This window comes from Pseudomonas sp. NBRC 111138, assembly GCF_001320835.1.
Lineage (GTDB): Bacteria > Pseudomonadota > Gammaproteobacteria > Pseudomonadales > Pseudomonadaceae > Aquipseudomonas > Aquipseudomonas paracarnis.
Genome location: NZ_BCBO01000076.1, coordinates 1 through 17,910, shown reverse-complemented (window position 1 = coordinate 17,910; position 17,910 = coordinate 1). Strand labels below are relative to the sequence as shown.

Annotated in this window: 14 protein-coding genes, 1 tRNA gene and 2 pseudogenes; 7 read left to right on the top strand and 10 right to left on the bottom strand. The window is 56.4% G+C overall.

Going from position 1 to position 17,910, the window contains the following annotated elements; all coding sequences use genetic code 11:
• Positions 1-75 precede the first annotated feature (75 nt).
• From APH41_RS14030 to APH41_RS14020, 3 genes are all read left to right on the top strand, one after another.
• The gene (locus APH41_RS14030) at positions 76-1,659 is read left to right on the top strand and encodes a hypothetical protein (RefSeq protein ID WP_156359053.1); all 1,584 of its coding nucleotides are present in this window, start codon (positions 76-78) and stop codon (positions 1,657-1,659) included.
• Positions 1,659-4,790 carry a hypothetical protein gene (locus APH41_RS29385; RefSeq protein WP_054919543.1) on the top strand — a complete coding sequence of 1,044 codons (3,132 nt, stop codon included), beginning with the start codon at positions 1,659-1,661 and terminating at the stop codon, positions 4,788-4,790. Before APH41_RS14030 ends, APH41_RS29385 begins: the two co-directional genes overlap by 1 nt.
• Before the next feature lie 310 nt (positions 4,791-5,100).
• Positions 5,101-5,592: a hypothetical protein gene (locus APH41_RS14020; protein ID WP_054919541.1), complete on the top strand. Its 492-nt coding sequence runs from the start codon at positions 5,101-5,103 to the stop codon at positions 5,590-5,592.
• Between the two features lies 1 nt (position 5,593).
• Here APH41_RS14020 and APH41_RS14015 read toward each other — a convergent pair whose 3' ends face one another.
• Both APH41_RS14015 and APH41_RS28150 read right to left on the bottom strand, forming a co-directional pair.
• Positions 5,594-6,817, bottom strand: coding sequence for a hypothetical protein (locus tag APH41_RS14015; RefSeq protein ID WP_156359052.1), 1,224 nt, complete (start codon positions 6,815-6,817; stop codon positions 5,594-5,596).
• A gap of 61 nt (positions 6,818-6,878) precedes the next feature.
• Positions 6,879-7,115 (bottom strand): annotated as a pseudogene (locus tag APH41_RS28150) (SOS response-associated peptidase family protein); the annotation flags it as partial.
• On the opposite strand from APH41_RS28150, the pseudogene APH41_RS14010 reads away from it, so the two are divergent.
• Positions 7,105-7,416, top strand: a pseudogene (locus APH41_RS14010) (DUF4113 domain-containing protein); the annotation flags it as partial. The pseudogenes APH41_RS28150 and APH41_RS14010 sit on opposite strands and share 11 nt — an antisense overlap.
• 35 nt (positions 7,417-7,451) lie before the next feature.
• The gene (locus tag APH41_RS14005; protein WP_054919691.1) at positions 7,452-8,219 is read left to right on the top strand and encodes a DNA adenine methylase; all 768 of its coding nucleotides are present in this window, start codon (positions 7,452-7,454) and stop codon (positions 8,217-8,219) included.
• Between the two features lie 279 nt (positions 8,220-8,498).
• On the opposite strand, the gene APH41_RS14000 is transcribed toward APH41_RS14005, so the two are convergent.
• The 3 genes from APH41_RS14000 to APH41_RS13990 all read right to left on the bottom strand — a co-directional run bounded on the left by APH41_RS14000 (position 8,499) and on the right by APH41_RS13990 (position 10,173).
• The gene (locus APH41_RS14000; protein ID WP_054919533.1) at positions 8,499-8,966 is read right to left on the bottom strand and encodes a hypothetical protein; all 468 of its coding nucleotides are present in this window, start codon (positions 8,964-8,966) and stop codon (positions 8,499-8,501) included.
• Positions 8,957-9,499, bottom strand: coding sequence for a Panacea domain-containing protein (locus tag APH41_RS13995; RefSeq protein ID WP_054919530.1), 543 nt, complete (start codon positions 9,497-9,499; stop codon positions 8,957-8,959). The genes APH41_RS14000 and APH41_RS13995 overlap by 10 nt, the downstream gene beginning before the upstream one ends.
• Positions 9,500-10,097: 598 nt before the next feature.
• Positions 10,098-10,173 (bottom strand) — tRNA-Thr (locus APH41_RS13990).
• A 329-nt stretch (positions 10,174-10,502) separates the two neighbouring features.
• Between APH41_RS13990 and bcsQ the strand changes: the two genes are divergently transcribed.
• Positions 10,503-11,399, top strand: coding sequence for a cellulose biosynthesis protein BcsQ (gene bcsQ / locus APH41_RS13985; protein ID WP_054896622.1), 897 nt, complete (start codon positions 10,503-10,505; stop codon positions 11,397-11,399).
• Positions 11,400-11,640: 241 nt separating this feature from the next.
• Here the strand turns inward: bcsQ and APH41_RS13980 are convergent, their stop codons facing one another.
• From APH41_RS13980 to APH41_RS13960, 5 genes are all read right to left on the bottom strand, one after another.
• The gene (locus APH41_RS13980) at positions 11,641-12,828 is read right to left on the bottom strand and encodes a methyltransferase (RefSeq protein WP_054919527.1); all 1,188 of its coding nucleotides are present in this window, start codon (positions 12,826-12,828) and stop codon (positions 11,641-11,643) included.
• On the bottom strand, positions 12,809-13,498 hold the full coding sequence (locus APH41_RS13975) for an ABC transporter permease (protein ID WP_032803763.1): 690 nt from the start codon (positions 13,496-13,498) through the stop codon (positions 12,809-12,811). Before APH41_RS13975 ends, APH41_RS13980 begins: the two co-directional genes overlap by 20 nt.
• Positions 13,499-13,536: 38 nt before the next feature.
• On the bottom strand, positions 13,537-14,232 hold the full coding sequence (locus APH41_RS13970) for an ABC transporter permease (protein ID WP_005783890.1): 696 nt from the start codon (positions 14,230-14,232) through the stop codon (positions 13,537-13,539).
• Positions 14,233-14,306: 74 nt separating this feature from the next.
• Complete coding sequence (locus APH41_RS13965; RefSeq protein ID WP_014716503.1) at positions 14,307-15,059, bottom strand: ABC transporter substrate-binding protein; 753 nt, start codon at positions 15,057-15,059, stop codon at positions 14,307-14,309.
• 13 nt (positions 15,060-15,072) lie between these two features.
• The gene (locus APH41_RS13960; protein WP_010213906.1) at positions 15,073-15,846 is read right to left on the bottom strand and encodes an ABC transporter ATP-binding protein; all 774 of its coding nucleotides are present in this window, start codon (positions 15,844-15,846) and stop codon (positions 15,073-15,075) included.
• Between the two features lie 555 nt (positions 15,847-16,401).
• On the opposite strand from APH41_RS13960, the gene gabP reads away from it, so the two are divergent.
• On the top strand, positions 16,402-17,793 hold the full coding sequence (gene gabP, locus APH41_RS13955) for a GABA permease (RefSeq protein ID WP_034125525.1): 1,392 nt from the start codon (positions 16,402-16,404) through the stop codon (positions 17,791-17,793).
• The last annotated feature ends 117 nt before the right edge of the window (positions 17,794-17,910 follow it).

Here is a 17,910-nt window from a genome sequence, read left to right as displayed (position 1 = left end):
ACAACCTTTTCTAATGGACTGCGGCATTCAATCAGCCGATTGATGCACAGGAAATACTATTGTCGGGAGACAACAATGGCAGGCGGATTAGATACCCGTGGCGGGATGGACGGCTTCACCCAAGGTTTTGGCTTGGTAAGCAATCTGCTCGCGCAGAAGGATCAAAGAGCGCTCCAGCAGGCCCAGCTCGCCCAGCAGGCCGAGGACCGTCAGTATGGCCGCGAGATCCAGCAGCAGGAAATGGGGCTTCGCAAAGACGACCTGGCGTATCGCCGGGAAACTGATCAGCGAAACTACGCCGACACCCAAGCGCAGCGTGAATACCTCCACCAACGTGATGCCGACAACGCTGCGCGCCAAGATCGTCAGTTCCAGGCAACCTATGGCCTTCAGGTTGCGGGCCAACGTCAGGCGGCGGCGAGGATGCAGCGCGAGGATCAGCGCTTCGACCTTCAACAACAGCAGCTGACCCGCCAGATCGGCCGGCAGGACAAGGCGGAGATGCAACAGCAGGATGCGCTCACAGCGAAATCGGCTTATGCCAAAATCGCCGCCGGCGGCGACCTGGATGACAACGACCTCGAAGTCTTCAAGCGCAACCCATGGATGGACCCCCGGCACGTCCTTTCTCCCGCGATGCAAGGCGACGTGGCCACCGCCGGCAAAGTATTCACCGGAGAGCTCAATTCCAATGCCCCGGAAGCCTTGGATGCCGTAAATCGGGTGTTCGGTCCTGACATCCAGAAGGGGGGCGGGGGCAAAAAACGCATTGTTCAGGTGATGCCCGGCCAGACCGAGGGCACGGTGGTGTTTGAGCTGGAAGTCACCGGTGATGACGGAAAGAAATACACCGCGCCCATGACCAAGAATCGTGGCACAGCGAACGATGCGGACGACGAAGTGCTCGAGGTGCCCATTGAGAAGTTGGTTGACCGTGTGTCCGGCTACAAACTGCTGAGCGGAGTTTTCAACACCCCTGAAAACAGGCAGGCCGCGCTGCGGTATGGTCAGCAAATGGGGCTGGCCCCGAAAGATCAACTGAGCAAGCCGCTTGCGGCGCCGGTTCAAAAAGCCGAGGACAAGGATCTGGAGGCGATCGCCGCGGCATCAACCATGAACGATCAGTTGTCGAAAATCGGTGAGCAGATCACATCCGGGAAGCTCAACCTCGGCCCGGTCAATAACAAACTCGCAGCGGCGCGCAACGCGATGGGCATGAGTACCGAGGAGTCGAGGAACTACGGCTCGCTCAACTCGATACTCGAGCAATTACGTAACGCCAGTCTGCGACTCAATGCCGGTGTGCAGACGGACGGTGACGCCCAGCGGGCCTGGAATGAGCTCATCACCAACATCAACGATCCGGCGCTGGTGCAGCAGCGCCTGGCTGAAATCCGTGCCCTGAACGAAAAGGCAATGGAGCTCAAGACCAACATGATCCAGCAGCGCCGGCATAACGCACGTGCTGAGCCACTGGATATCGGCACCGTCATTCCGCAGGTGGACCAACAGCGCGGTTTGCAAATGCCAAAAGCTCAAGCTGCGCCTCGGCAAGAACAGCCTGCGTCGCCTCGTATCGCAAACGACGATGATTACAATCGCCTGCCATCCGGCACGGTGTTCATCGATCCGAATGGAAAACAAAGGGTGAAACCATAATGGCCGCTTGGGAAGATGCTCCGCTCCATGAAGCGGCCGCTGTTGCAAAACCAGAAAACCGCCTTGCCAGATCCGCATGGGAATCTGCGCCGATCGCGGAAAAAGAAGCCCCTCAAGAAGGCGGTTTTTTCCAGTCGGTGAAGAATCTGTTCACAGGTGAGGATCGGCAAACCCGCGCAACCAAAGAGCTTCCAGAATTGCAAAATTCTGGGCTTTTCAAAGGTCTTGATATCCCGGCTGGCCAGCAAGCTGCGTTGTTCGCGGCGCTGCCGACTACCACTGATACTGGCGAAATTGCCAAAATGTTGCGGTCCAGTTCCCCCTATATCGGAATTTCTCAAGACGAGAAAGGCAACCTGATCGCTGCAAACAACAAGACCGGTGTACAGGCAGTGATTAACAAGCCAGGTTTGACTGGCCTCGACGTGGCACAGGCTGTAGGTATTGGTGCAGCATTCACGCCAGCAGGGCGGGGGGCTGCAATGGCCGGTGGTGGCATGGGTCGTCAGGCATTGGTTTTAGGTGCGGGCTCCGCTGCTACACAGGCGGGGCTTGAGGGCCTGCAAGAAAATGCCGGCGGTAATTTTGACGGCGGCGATATTGCTATTGCTGGCGCACTCGGCGCGGCAACCCCGTTTGTAGCGAGTGCCGCGGGCGGTGTTGTGGACGCTGGTAGGCGTGCAGTCAGGGCAATGCGAAATCCTGCCCAGGGCGAAAACGCTCAACTTGTTCGAGCAGCCGAGCAAACCAACATCCCATTGATGACTTCTGATGTATTTCCGCCTGAAACGTTCATGTCACGCAGCGCGCAGGTAGCCGGTGAGCGAATTCCGTTCGCTGGTACGGCTGGTGCGCGGCAAGCGCAGCGAGAAGCACGGATAGCCGCGGTTGAGGATCTCAATAATCAGTACCCGCCGCCCCAGGCTGATCAGATTATGGAAAGCCTTCAGGCAAGGGTGGGCCGCCGACGTCAAGCTGCTGGTAACAGAATTGGCAGGTACGAGGCCCAGCTGGATCAGGTAGGAGTTGTGCCGTATGCCAGAACGACCCAAGCCGCGGATGACGCTCTTGCCGAGCTAAACCGGCCGGGAATTGTAGGAAGCCCGGAGGCGGCGAACGAAATCCAGCAGTTCATGCAGACGCTCAACGCGGCGCCGCAAACCTACTCCTCACTCCGGGAGAACCGCACAGCGTTGCGAGACATCGTTAAGTCTTTCGATGGTGCCGCGAGGAGCCAGTTGCCTACCCGGGCGAAAGCACTACTGACCCGCCTTCAGTCGGCGCTTTATGACGACATGAGCGATGTTGCGCAGGCGAACCTGCCAGTCCAAGACGTTCTCAAGCTTCGTCAGGCGAATGCTATCTACGGCGAAGAGGCCGGAAAAGTAAGCAAGTCACGCATGAAGTCAGTGCTTGATCGTGGAGATGTCACGCCTGAGCTGGCCGAGAGCTTGCTTTTCAGTCGGAAGCCAAGTGAGGTGCGAAACCTATTCCAGAGCCTCGATACTGAAGGCAGGCAGGCTGCGCGTGCGACGATCATTCAAAAGCTTCTCAGAGATTCACATGGCGCCGATGGTCTATCTCCGGATCGTTTTATCAACAACATGAACAAGATGCCGGCCCAGGCTAATATTTTCTTCAGGGATGCTGATCGCCAACAGCTTGAAGGGTTGCGCCGGGTTTTGGATTCGACACGGCGCGCAGGACAGGCAGGCGTGATGACAAACACTGGGCAGCAAAACTACAGTATCGGCGGTTTCGCTGCCGCAACTGCGGCCGGGCTGAAGGCGATACCCATTGCCGGCGCGATCGGTGGTTTCGCACGTCTGTACGAGAGCGCGCCTGTTCGGAATGCCTTGATTCGGCTTGCGGAAAATCCAAGCACTGGCGCCTCTTCTGCTGCTGCACAAGCTCTGGCCGTACGCTTTTCACCTTACCTCCAGGCGATGCAAGCTGGTGGAGGGGATGACGATAATTCTGAGGCTACAGCACCCGTCGACCGGCCTCCGGCTACTGCAGGTCAGCCAAATTTGCCCAAAGTGCCGGATCAGGCTCAGATCCCATCCTCGGAGTCGACGGAAATATCGTCCAAGAACCAGCAGAGTCTGGAAAACGGTATCCCCGAACCAGCAGAGTCGGGTCGATCAAAGCAGCAAGGTCTGCTCGCTCCCGGAAACATCGATCTGAACGCCAGGCCCACGGTCAGGAATGCTGACGGCTCAATCAGCACCGTTCGGTCAATGTCGATCGGCATCGATGGCAAGGAAGTACTCATCCCGACAGTCAGCGATGACGGCAGGATCATGTCGGACGACGAGGCGATCCAGACTTATCAGCGCACCGGTAAGCACCTCGGTATGTTCAAAGATCCCGAGAGCGCCAGCGCGTACGCTGAAAAGCTGCATGAGGATCAGGCGGACCAATATGGCGACAAGGATGGCGCCAAGCCCGGTGACGTTCTGCCGGAGGCTGGTGACGATCAAGCCGCCTTGCCCCCTGCCCAAGCGCTGGAGCTCGCCGCCCGAAGTGCCGCCACCTCTCCCGACAACGATCTTCCTGAACCGAGTACTGCCCAGAAGGAAGCGGGCAACTATCGAAAGGGGCACATCAAGCTGCAGGGGCTGAACATCGCCATCGAGAACCCGCGCGGTTCTGAGCGCAAAGGCGTCGATGGGAATGGCAAGGAGTGGTCGCATTCCATGTCCGACCATTACGGCTACATCAAGCGCACCACCGGTGCTGATGGCGACCAGGTCGACGTGTACGTCGGTCCTGAGCCTTTCAGCCAGCGCGTGTACGTCGTGGACCAGAAAGACCAGGGCTCAGGCAAGTTTGATGAGCACAAGGTCATGCTGGGTTACACCAGCCAGGCAGCGGCCATCAAAGCCTACAAGTCAAACTTCGACAAAGACTGGAGCGTTGGTGATGTCACCGAGATGAAAATGCCGGAGTTCAAGGCCTGGCTCAAGGCTGGGGACACCGCAAAGCCGCTGGCAGCTGTGACTTCGAAGCCAACGGTGAAGTCCATCAACGCCAAAATGGCAGCGGTGCGCCTCGGCGGCATGAGCGCTGAGCGCAAACTGCAGGAGCTGGCCAAGCTGACCCAGGAACGGGAACAGCTCGTCAGTTGATTGAAAGCGGCCTGCTTGCATAGGGGCCGCACCCCATTTAATCCGGCCGTGAGGCCCCATTCAATAGGTACTTCAGATGCCTGGACAATCTCCAGACTCGTCACTTTTCACCGATCCGGACCGTTTGAAACTCGGGGAGCGAGAGCCGATCCGCGGGCTGAATCCGCTGCCGTTGGCTGGGCAGGCGCTTTGCTCATGCAGTTGCGGGTGGTTCGGCCCCGCAGGGCAACGCCAGGGCGGCTCATGCCCTGCGTGCGGTTCAACCGTCGCAAAGGCTCCGAGCAAGGCCGTAATTCACGTTTACGAGGCCATGTCCAAGCTGCTGAGCGACACCAGTGAACGACTCAAGGGCGCCCAGATCGACTGCATATCGTTGCGCGCGATGGTGGATCAATCGGTCCAGAATTGTCGAACGCTTCAGGACGTCCAGACCCCGCTCACCGCAAAGGCGGCAGCATTTGACACATCGTTGAAGCTGATTGGCCTGCCGGCCGAAACGGCGCCTGATGTGTTCCCGGGGGTGATTCAGTGCATCCTCCACGACCAGCTCCGCTATACCATGCACCGCGACGTGCTTCGCCTCGATCAGGCTGCGTGGGATGCCGTGCAGGACTTCCCGCAACATAAAATGTCAGCCTTGGACTACGACCAAGCTGTCGACCGTCAGATCTCGCGCTGGCGCCAGATTCAGCACCAGGCAGAAGCTCGACGGTTGGACGAAGAAGCTCGCCTCAAAGAAGATGCCACTGAGGTGCGTGAACCTGAGCATGCATCATCGAGTAATGAGAATGTGCTCTCTTGAGTTATTCACCAATGAATTTCTGAACCATTTTAAGTGATGCGATTTGAGATTTTAAAGTTTTGCTCTCAGTTGGAAACGAGATCAGATCTTGTATTTCTTGTCGGCTAGACAGCTTGAATGCATTGGCTAGTGTGAATTTTATTAGGTGATCAATTATTTTGCATAGTTGAAAGTTTTTTTGTTCTATATTAATCGGCTTGTTGCCACCATGGATGTGTGTGTTTCGAGAGCAGCGTAAAGACTCCATTAGCCTTTCGTGTAAAGCTCTTTCCTCATAGAAGAACGCCACTCTTTTTGCTATTTTTTCAGAGTTGTCGGTGATAGTAAGCTTTTCTAAGGTTACCCATAGTTTCATGAACCTTAACTCAGTGTCTTTGCTGTCTGTGGCATCTGCATAGCTGGTAATTATAGATAGGCAGTGCTCATAATAGGGGGATTTATTAAGTTGGCGCAGTCTGTGCGATAGTTCTTTGTAAGTTCTTTCAGGAGATCTTAATGAAATTGCATTTGTTTTTTTATAGTTAGGCTCGTACCAAAAATTATCGCTTGCTGACTTTCCGTTTTGAAAGTGTAGTGTGTGAGCTTGTCCATATTGAATTATGCTTTTTGTCGGGTACTCGTGTTCTTTGTTGTTCGAAAGAAGTTGCATGTTTTTAACGAATCCTACTTGCAACAAAGACCTGACTATGTCCATCGACCTCATAGCGTTCCTGAACGCATGCTCTGGGTTTATCGCCTTTGTAGCTATTGTGACGAAAGTAAAATTATCCTGCTCGGAAAAGTCATGGCCAGGTTGACTTTCGATTTGCTTTGATCTTGAAGAAGCGTATTTTTTGGGGATGATGTTATGAAAGCTTATAATGCAATTATGTACGGTTTTTCTTGGGATCTGGTAAATCTTTTTGACGTTTATTGAAGTGACTAGTATGAATGTTTTAATTTTGGATTTGCTTGTGTTAACTGCCCTGTCAAACTCTCTAAGTATTTCATCTGGTTTCTGAATCTTATTTTTTTCGAAGCAGCAGATTAAAGACCTCTTAAAATATGAGTAAAGTGTTTCGTTGTCGAGGTCGTGGTGGTGGGTAACGAGACTAAAAAGTGCGTCGAAGTAGAATGTGGACTCCATGTTGTAGCCCGTTCTACCGTCAGGCGTGACACTAAAATTTTCACGTATTATTTTTATAAGCTCTGTTGGTGTTGATTTTTTTAGCCAGCTTGAACTCAATTTAAACTCCTAGATTGAGACGGTGAAGGCAGATTCATTTTAGACACTGATCGCTTTAATTTTATAACGGGTTGACTATTGAGCAGTCATTGCTCGTTGGATTTCCCACGTCGCTTCCGACTTTGAACCATTCGAAAATTTCGGCAGGCTCGCCTTGGTATAGCACCATATGCTCGGCGCGTTCCATGGGTAAGGCTGGATTCAACCATTCCTGGGCCAGTTCCGGTTTCAATACCACCGGACGGCGATCGTGAATATCCAGCATTCCCCCGGCGCTGTCGGCGGTGATGATCACGAAAGCCGCTGTCGATGCGCTCGACAGGATCTTCCGCCCAGGTTTCAACTACAGCAAAGCCGAAGTGATGCTGCTCAACCTGTGCCAACAAGGCGAATACACCGACGATCTTTTCGCAACTTCGCAGCCAGCCGAGGCAACCCGGGTGATGACGGTTTTGGACCAGATAAACGAGCGCTGGGGGCGCGGCACGCTTCGCGCCGCCAGTGTGCCGTCGAACCCGGGCTGGGGCATGCGCCGCGAGATGATGAGCCAGAGCTATACAACGCGGCTTGATCAGCTATGGACGATCAGCTGCAAATAGGCACCACCACCAAAACCAATTGCAAAGGACTGCAAATGACAAACCCAATCGTTCCATGGATGGGCGGCAAGCGCCGCCTTTCGAAGCGCCTGCTGGCGCTGTTCCCAGATCATGAGTGCTACGTCGAAGTGTTTGCCGGCGGCGCTGCGCTGTACTTCAAGCGAGAGCAGCCCGCAAGGGTCGAGGTTTTGAATGATCTCAACGGCGACCTGGTAAACCTGTACCGTGTCGTCCAGCACCACCTGGAGGAATTCGTTCGTCAGTTCAAGTGGGCACTCAGCTCCCGTCAGATCTTCGAGTGGCAAAAGATGACAGTGGCCGAGACGCTGACTGATATCCAGAAAGCGGCCAGGTTTTTCTACCTCCAACACCACGCGTTCGGTGCAAAGGCCACGGGACAGACATTCGGAACCGCTACTACCGGCCGGGCCATCAACCTGCTGCGGATTGAGGAAAACCTGTCGCTGGCCTGGCAGAGGCTATCGGGAACCTACGTGGAGAACCTGCCGTGGTTGAAGTGCGCTGAAAAGTACGATCGGCCCCACACCTTCCACTATATGGACCCTCCGTACTGGAAAACCGAAGGCTACGGCACCGACTTCGGCTTTGACCAGTACGAGCGAATGGCCGAATTCATGCGCGCTTGCCAGGGCAAGGTGATGGTAAGCATCAACGATCATCCCGATATCCGGCGGGTGTTTGAGGGGTTTCGCATGGAGGCGATGGATATTCGTTACAGCACGGCCAACCCGCGGAAGGGAGTAGCCGAAAAAACAGGCGAGCTGGCGATCATGAACTGGTAGCGGTCGCTATCAGCGCAGTGGCATATCTGGCCGCAGATGCATGCGGCCAGGGTGCTATCTGAAAATAAACAGTCAGGCGAGAGGGAGCATCATCGCTATCGGTGATAGCTGGGGGCTGCGAAGTAACCCCGCCTTTTCGTAGAAACTTACATGCTGTTCATTAAGCGGGTGCACTACTAGTGCAGTGACGCGCCCGCATTCAGATGCGGCAACAGATCGCAATACGGAATCTTGAATGAGGTCTAGCGAAAAGCCTCGGCCCATTGCGGCCTCCAATCTTTAAGACTGGATCACCTTCTCAAGGGACGCGCAGCAAAGGGCTGAAATAGCTTTGGGAATCATTTTTGACTTACCAATCGCACTTGAAATCTCAGTGAGCACGTCATTACTGACCATGCCTAATATCCATGCTGGATTTTTGCATAATTGATCCAACACCTCGGACTTGGTGTATTTCCTAATCCTGGAGCAGTCAATATGTGAGTCCCAGCTCATGAACAGATGATTGGCTTGATCAATCGGAACCTGACAAAGCGCCATATGGGGGCGGCTGGTAATAAAAGTTGAGATTTGGCTGTTGATGACGCACGTGAAGGTGCTATCTGTAGCATCGAGAATGACGAAGCGCTTCTCGTGAAGCTCCCCGTCGTCCATCTGAGCTTCGAATTTCACTACCATCCCTGGCTGAAGCTGCCGTTCGATTTGCGTCCGTGCGAAGTCCGCAGGAAAGAAATTCCCTAGTGACATCCTGCTTCCTGTAAATTCAGGTGTTCTCTAATTTCGCCAGCATTTTGAAGGGTGCCAACGATATCTTGGGTCGACATGCATTTGTTCACTCGCGCCCGACCTTTGTCCCAGGCGTCGTCATGGCTGATGTCCGTGCGTTTTTTGAAGTCCATATTTCCGTACTCGGAAATAGCCTCATCAAGACACTCAATCTGAGCTTCTGACAGCATCGTAAGGTCAGGCTCACCCAATACAACAACGTCAGCACCGTTCACCTGAAGATGGCCCGTTGTTGCCTCAACAAACGATGCTGGGATGAAGCGAGTACGCTCACCGCGTGCGGCCTTGATAAGATCATAGGTCTTGGTACCTACAGGGCCAAACTCCATAGCAATATAGCTATCACCGCTTGGCATGAAGCCGTAGCGGGCCAGATGGAGCTTATCAGCGAAGTATTGAATTTTCAGCACTTCGTGGATTGTGGGGTTTTTCAGCCGCGTTGATACATACAGCATCACGTCCACGGCTACCTCAGGGGAGAATATTTCTTGCATGATCGCTCCTCCTTAAAGTGAGCAATTTAGAGTCCTTTCTACTACGGAATAGGATGCGAATCGCAATCCTACACCTGTATATCTGTACAGTAAAGTGCATCCGGGCTGTGCCCCTTACCGATATAGAGAGGAACAAAAAGCTCGCCCTACGTCGCGAATTCTACGGGCCGTCAGCTCCTTTCTGAGCTGAGCAAATCATGTGTGCCTCTGTATCTGCTCGCTGTACAACCGCATCAACGCAGTTATCCACAGACTTATGCACATTTGGACGGCGATTATCGTTATGTAGTCACATAAGTCAATCGAAATCCCGCGCCACATTTTGCGCAATTTGAAAACGTGGCGCGTTCCTTCGAGTGTATGCGACTCGCAGTCGTTCCGTGCAAACGAAGGGTGGAAGCCTTTCGCCATACGTGGCGTAGGAGAATGCTTACAGGACTGGCTGAGTGCTATGGCGGAGCCGACGAGGGGGATAGGCGCGATGTTTCGGATGGCCGGCTCTGTGGATATCTAACGAGCCTCAGAAAACAATGTACGCGTATTTGTACGTTTGACAGAAAAACAAAGGGCCTGCATCGCTGCAAGCCCTTGTTTTGTATGGTGCCGGCACCAGGAGTCGAACCCGGGACCTACTGATTACAAGTCAGTTGCTCTACCAACTGAGCTATACCGGCGTGTTAGGGCGACGATTATAGCGATTGGAAAGGTTCTGTAAACCCCTGAATTCTGACTATTTTTGCAAAGTCGGAGGTTTCTTGCGATCAGGCTGTCTTGGGCACGTTTTCACAGGTTGCAAGCCTGTGGAAAAACACACGCTGAAAAAGCCATTAAATTGACTGTCTACCGTCCATCTAAAAAGCCGAGCATAAAAACAGCAAAATAATGACACTTCAAACCCTTTGTCACAGAATGCCCCCAATAAGGGCGCCTATAAAAAGACCTGCGGCAAGTGCCCGCACTTGCTGACCTTCACGTCTTTAAGCTGCGTCGTGAGGAGCAGGCTATGAGCCTAAGCAAAGAAATTCTGGCGTTGTTTGGCAAAGACGTTACCCATGATGCCGACGGCATCAATGCAAGAATGCACTTTTTCGGCAGTGTTCCTGACGAAAGTATTTACCAACAGCCCCTCAATGCCCCGGAGCTGCGCCCTAAAATAGTGGCGTTGGTGTCTATCAATGGCGGTGTGGGCCGCAGCACTCTGGTCACGGCCTTGAGCAGTGGGTTGCAGCGCCTGGGTGAGTCGGTGGTGGCGCTGGACCTGGACCCGCAGAATGCCTTGCATCATCACTTTGGGGTCAGTTCCACCTTGCCCGGCATCGGCCGCACCAGTCTGGAGCATGGGCAATGGGCGCCCTTGCAGCAGTTGGGCTTTGCCGGTTGCCAGGTGATGACCTTCGGCGATATCGATATCCAGCAGCAGGAAAGCCTCGAGCGCTGGCTCAAGCAGGAGCCCGGTTGGCTGGCGCAGCGTCTTGGATGCCTGGGGCTCAGCGAGCGGCACACGGTGATCATCGATACGCCCGCGGGTAATAACGTCTATTTCCATCAAGCGTTGAGCGTTGCCGATGTGGTGCTGGTCATCGTGCAGGCGGACGCTGCTTGCCTTGGGACCCTGGATCATCTGGACCTGCTGCTCGCTCCGCACCTTGAGGGCGAGCGCCCGCCGGTTGTGCAGGTGGTGATTAACCAGGTGGATGAGAGCAACCCCTTCAGCCTGGACATGGTCGAGGCGTTCAAGCATCGCTTGGGCAAAGAGCCGTTGGAAGTTCATCGCGATATGGCCATCAACGAGGCGTTGGCCTACTCATCCGACCCACTGGATAACGTGGCGAAACGGCTGGCCAGTGATGATATCAACGAGGTTTGCCTGTGGCTGAAGGCGCCAAAACAGACCGCATAAAGCGCCCGTTATTCGCGTGGCGCCAGATGCTTATGCACAATCGGTTGGTAACGGGTGTCACGAAACAGCCATTTTGTGCAGCAGTTCTCAGCACGCGGCAACTGCCTGTTTTGTGTGCACTTTATTTTGTGAACAAAAAATAACCAGGCCAGCTTTGGGTGTGAAGTGCCGATATCTAGGGCCTCTGCAAAGTATTCATCAACAGAGTTATCCACAGGGCGTTTGTAGGATTTTTTGCCCTTTATTCGCGCTCGGCCAGCACCATCAGGTTGCGAGGGGTCAACGATGGTTCGCAGAAGCTGCCGACCTCGACGTTGTAGCCCTGTTCCACCATGAACAGTGCCCGGTCCAATACCAACCACAGTTCCAATGGGCGTCGAAACAAGCCTCTCACTAACTCAAGGTTGCGCACCTCGGCCAGGCGTTGCCAGCCGTGGGCTTCCAGGGCTGGCCAGTTCTGCTCGCCTGTGGATAAGCCCTTGAGGCTTGCCAGTTCCTGGCAATAGTCGGCAAAGGGTTTATCCAGCCAACTGGCGGGCAGGGAAGGTGTTGGCAGGTAGTCGTCGCAGCCACGCAGTTGCCGTTGCAGTTGGTCAAAGCCCAGGCGGCGGGCCATGGATGTGTCCCGTTGTTGGCGTACACGGTTGCCGGCGGTGACGGTTTCGCTCAGTGGCAGGCCCAGGTCCTCAATCGACAGTTGCAGCAAGGAGGCACGCCCGGCGGCGGAGAGGGCTTGATAACGGTCGGCGGTGATGCGGTTGTAGCAGCAGGGCGCCAGGGCCAGTTGTTTGCAGCCGGCGGCGCTGGCCAGTTGCAGCAGGCGCACATGCAGGTCGCCGCAGGCATGCAGGGCGACCGGCGTGTGTTCGGGCTGGATCGCGACATCCGCCATCACGTCTTGCAGATGATGGATTGCGGGCAGGTCGTGGCGATCACTCAAGGCTTGGCCGGAGGCGATCAGGGCGGGGTCATATTCCAGGCAAGTCAACCGTTGGCCGGGTTGCAGCAGGCGGCGGCCTAGGTGGCCTTTGCCGGCGCACCAGTCCAGCCAGTGGGCAGGCGTTTGGGTAAAAGTCAGTGCGGCGCCGAAGGCTTCGATCTGTTGCCATTTGCGCCCTGGCACGTCGACATTCAAACGATGGCGAGCGGGCTCAAGGGTGTGCGTGGGGAACTTATCCACAGTAGCGAGGCGCAGCGCGTGAGCGGCCAGCTGTGGAAAAGGTGTGGGCGCGGGCAGGTCGTGGGGTTGGTTGTGACTGGCTTCAGCTTCGGCCAGCGAACGCTTGCGCAGCCACTGGGATAACTCGGGATGCTCGGTTTCCCAGGGCAACTGCAACTGAGTAAAGGGCCGTGGTCGCCACAGCCCTTGGTGTTCGGTCAGGAACGCATCCAGTGCCTGGAAGCGTGCCTCAACGTCCTTGGCATGCATCGACGCGCAGCCATTTTTCCAGCAGTTTGAAGCCGCGCACCAGCACGTAGGCCATCAGCAGGTAGAACAACCCTGCAGCGAAGAAAATCTCCACCGGCAGGTAAGTGCGAGCAATGATGGTGCGCGCCATGCCGGTCAGTTCCAGCAGGGTCACGGTACTGGCCAGGGCGCTGGCCTTGAGCATCAGGATCACTTCGTTGCTGTAGGCCGGCAGGCCGATGCGCGAGGCGCGTGGCAGGATAATGTAGAACAGCGTCTTGGGCTTGGACATGCCCAGGGCCCGCGCTGCTTCGATTTCGCCCGGCGGGATGGCCTGGATCGCACCGCGCAGGATCTCGGCAATGTAGGCGGCGGTGTGCAGGGTCATGGTGGCGGTGGCGCACCAGAACGGGTCTCGCAGATACGGCCACATGAAGCTGTTGCGCACGGCGTCGAACTGCGCCAGGCCGTAATACACCAGGAACAACTGCACCAGCAGCGGCGTGCCACGGAAGAAGAAAATATAGCCGTAGGGCAGGGCGCTCACGTACCAGCGGCGCGAAGAGCGGGCGATGCCCAGAGGGATCGCCAGCAGCAGGCCGGCGATCACGGCGATTGCCACCAGCTCCAGGGTCAGGGTTGCGCCCTGGGCCAACTTCGGCAGCCACTTGATGATCACGGCCCAGTTCAGGCCCAGGTCAAAGTGCGATAGCCAGCTGTAGTCGCCGCTCATTGGGTGCTCCTTGCAAAGCCGCGGGCGGCGCGTTTTTCCAGGAAGTGCATGCTGGTCATCGCCAGTACGGTCAGGCCCAGGTACATGAAGGCGGCGACCATGAAGAAGGTGAAGGGTTGCTTGGTCACGGTCACGCCGATCTGCGCGTGGCGCATGATTTCTTCCAGGCCGATCACCGACACCAGCGCGGTGTCTTTCATCAGGATCATGAACAGGTTACCCAGGCCCGGCAGGGCGATGCGCCACATCTGCGGCATGATCAGCCGGGTGAAAATCCGAAACTTCGACAGCCCCAACGCCACACCGGCTTCGCGGTGGCCCTTGGGAATGGCGAGGATCGCGCCGCGGAACACTTCCGTTGCGTAGGCGCCGAAGCACAGGCCCAGGGCGATGACGCCGGCGGCGAAGGCACTCAGCGACAGGTCGGGGTTGCCGAAGAACTCACCGAGCGCACGCATCAGGTTGACGGTGCCAAAGTAAATCAGCAGCACCCACAGTAATTCGGGAATACCGCGAACGATGGTCGAATACGCACCGCCCAGCCATTGCAGTGGCTTGTACGGGGAGGTCTTGGCCAAGGCGCCGGCAAGGCCGAGCACCAGCCCCAGGCACAGGGCCGTGAGCGCCAGTTTGACGGTCATCAGCGCGCCGGCGGCAAGGGCCGGGCCGAATCCGTAGAGATCGAAATTCATGGTGTTTTCATATCGCGGCAGGCATTGCTAAAAGCCAGCGCGCTCGCAGGAGCGCGCCGGGCAGGCCGTTCAGATCATTCGATGCTGAACGGGAAGTACTTGTCGTTGATCTTCTTGTAGGTGCCGTCTGCCTTGATCTCTGCCAGGGCTTTGTTCAGGCGCTCGCGCAGCGGGTCGCCTTTGCGTACGGCGATACCAATCTTGTCGCTTTCTACCACCGGGTCGCCTTTGAATTCATAGGCCGAACCGTCTTTGCTCTTGAGCCATTCGTACTGCACGTACTTGTCAGCCAGGATGCCGTCGAGGCGACCGGAGGTCAGGTCGAGGTAGGCGTTTTCCTGCGTGTCGTAGAGCTTGGCTTCGGTGTCCGGCAGCTTGTCTTCCAGATAGGTACCGGCCAGCGTTGCGCGCTGTGCACCGATCACCTTGCCTTTGAGGTAAGTGGCGTCGGTCTTGAAATCCGCAGTGGCTTTGGGCGCAATGAACTGCAGCTTGTTGGAATAGTACGGGTCGGTGAAGTCCACCGCCTGCTTGCGCTCGTCGGTGATCGACAGCGAAGACACCAGGAAGTCGAACTTCTTGGCGTTCAGGGCAGGGATGATGCCGTCCCAGTCGGACACATACACTTCGCACTTCTCGACTTTCATCTTGGCGCACAGGGCGTCGCCGATGTCCTTGTCGAAGCCGACAACGTTACCGCTGGCGTCTTTATTGTTGAACGGCGGGTAGGCCGCTTCGATCCCCATCTTCAAGGTTTCTGCCATGGCCGTGGCGCTGAATGCCATCGAGACGGCCGCGGCCAGAAGGAATTTCTTATAGGTCTGCATGCATGTTGCTCCGTTAGCGGTTGCTGGACATGAATTGTTTGCAGCGCGCCGAAAGCGGGTTTTCAAATACCTGCTGTGGCGATCCTTGCTCTTCGACCAGGCCCTGGTGCAAAAACACCACTTCGCTGGATACCTGGCGGGCGAAGCCCATTTCGTGGGTGACCAGCAGCATGGTGCGGCCTTCTTCGGCCAGCGCGCGGATCACATTAAGTACTTCCTGGACCATTTCCGGGTCAAGCGCCGACGTCGGTTCGTCGAACAGGATGACTTTAGGCTGCATCGCCAGGGTACGCGCAATCGCTGCGCGTTGTTGTTGGCCGCCAGAGAGTTGCGCAGGGTAGGCGTGGCGCTTGTCGGCGATACCAACCTTGGCCAGCAGGGCCTCGGCCACTTCTATCGCTTCGGCCTTGCTCTGGCCGAGCACGCGCCGAGGAGCCTCGATGATGTTGTCGAGGATGCTCATGTGCGGCCACAGGTTAAAGTTTTGAAACACAAACCCGATTTCGCTGCGCAGGCGGTTGATCTGCTTGCCGTCGGCGGCCATCAGTTCGCCGTTTTTCGCGGCCTTTAGCTTGAGTTCTTCGCCGGCCACCAGTATCTGGCCCTGGTGCGGGTTTTCCAGCAGGTTGATGCAGCGCAGGAAGGTGGACTTGCCGGAACCGGAGGAACCCAGGATCGAGATCACATCGCCGTCGCGAGCGGTCAGCGAGATACCTTTGAGTACCTCAAGCTCACCATAGCGTTTATGCAAGTTGCGGATTTCAAGCGCGGGCGTGGCCTCGGCCATGTGCGGTCCTCATTGTGTTCGTTGCGATCTTCGCTGTTGGGCCGCCTTCCTGGCGAGGCGCCAAGCTAGCATAGCGTTTGGATGACAGCCAACAGCGCTGCGGACGGTTAACCGGTGGTCTGCGGCAGGGTGTCGCATCGGCGCAGCAGTGTGTCGCGCCATCAACAACCTACAGACGTTTGACCCGGAAAGATCCACAGGCTTCGCGTAAAAAAGGGCGCGATGGTGCCAGCTTTGGCCGGGTGTTGGAAGGGTTAACCGGGCAAACGGTCCATATCAGCCCGGTTATGGGGCGTCACGTACTTTTTGTGTGTGTTTTTGGTGCGTCGCAATGCCATGAATGTGAGTCGCACGGTAACGCTATAGCGGAATGCCATTGTTCTCAATGACTTGCGATGAGTAGTGAATTGTCCTACAGCCCCCGCCAACTGTGGTTCTGAAATATTTTGGCGCAAATCTTGCGTAAAAAATAAAGAACGCCCTGTTGGATTCTTTTCACGAGAAAGGCTGCAAGCCGGGCGAACCGTTTTCGCAATTCCTCGCAAAGGTGTGTCAATGAGTAGTACGCAAAGCTCCAATGACCTCGAACAGGGGCTCAAACCGCGTCACGTCACCATGCTGTCGATTGCCGGTGTCATCGGCGCCGGTTTGTTTGTCGGCTCCGGCCATGCGATCGCTGCTGCCGGCCCGGCTGTGCTGTTGGCCTATGCAGCCGCCGGTACGCTGGTAGTCCTGGTGATGCGCATGCTGGCCGAGATGGCCGTTGCGTCACCGGATACCGGTTCGTTCTCTACCTATGCCGACCGGGCAATCGGCCACTGGGCCGGTTTCACCATTGGCTGGCTCTACTGGTGGTTCTGGGTGCTGGTGATTCCACTGGAAGCCAACGCGGCGGCGACCATCCTGCACGCCTGGTTCCCCGACGTGGCGATCTGGGTGTTCACCCTGGTCATTACCTTGCTGCTCACCGCAACCAACTTGTTCAGCGTGAAGAACTACGGCGAGTTTGAGTTCTGGTTTGCGCTGATCAAGGTCGTGGCGATCGTGGGCTTTGTGATCCTCGGCCTGGCCGCGATCTTCGGCTTCTTGCCCACCAGCCAGGTCAGCGGTGTTTCGCACCTGTTCGATACCCAAGGGTTCATGCCCAACGGCATGGGTGCCGTATTGGCGGCGATCCTGACCACCATGTTCTCGTTCATGGGCACCGAGATTGTCACCATCGCCGCAGCCGAATCGAAGAACCCGGGCCAGCAAATCACCAAGGCCACCAACTCGGTGATCTGGCGGATTGGTTTGTTCTACCTGTTGTCGATCTTCATCGTGGTGTCCCTGGTGCCTTGGAACGATCCGACCCTGGCTGCCGTAGGTTCCTACCAGACCGTGCTGGAGCGCATGGGTATCCCGAACGCCAAGCTGATTGTCGACCTGGTGGTGCTGGTTGCCGTGACCAGTTGCCTCAACTCGGCGCTGTACACCGCGTCGCGCATGCTGTTCTCCCTGGGCCGTCGCGGTGACGCACCGGCCGTGGCCAAGCGCACCAACAAGAGCGGCACGCCTTACTGGGCGGTGTTGCTGTCTACCGGCGCCGCGTTCCTGGCGGTATTCGCCAACTACGTCGCTCCGGCGGCGGTGTTCGAATTCCTGCTGGCCAGCTCCGGCGCCATTGCGTTGCTGGTGTACCTGGTGATTGCCGTGTCGCAACTGCGCATGCGCCAGAAGCGTGCGGCAGCGGGCGAGAAGATCGTCTTCAAGATGTGGCTGTTCCCAGGCCTGACGTACGCGGTAATGGTGTTTATCGTCGGTACGTTGACCATCATGCTGTTCCAGGAAGCGCACCGGGTCGAGATCATCGCCACCGGGGTTCTGAGCTTGCTGGTGGTATTGGCGGGGTTGGTGGTGGCGAGCCGTCGCAAGGCCCAAAGAGTAGGGGCTGCGGCGCTTAACTGACGAGAGACGGTGGTAGCGCACCGCGCAACAATGTGGGAGCCGGGCTTGCCCGCGATGACGGACTGCCAGTCGATATATTCGTCGACTGACACACCGCCATCGCGGGCAAGCCCTAAC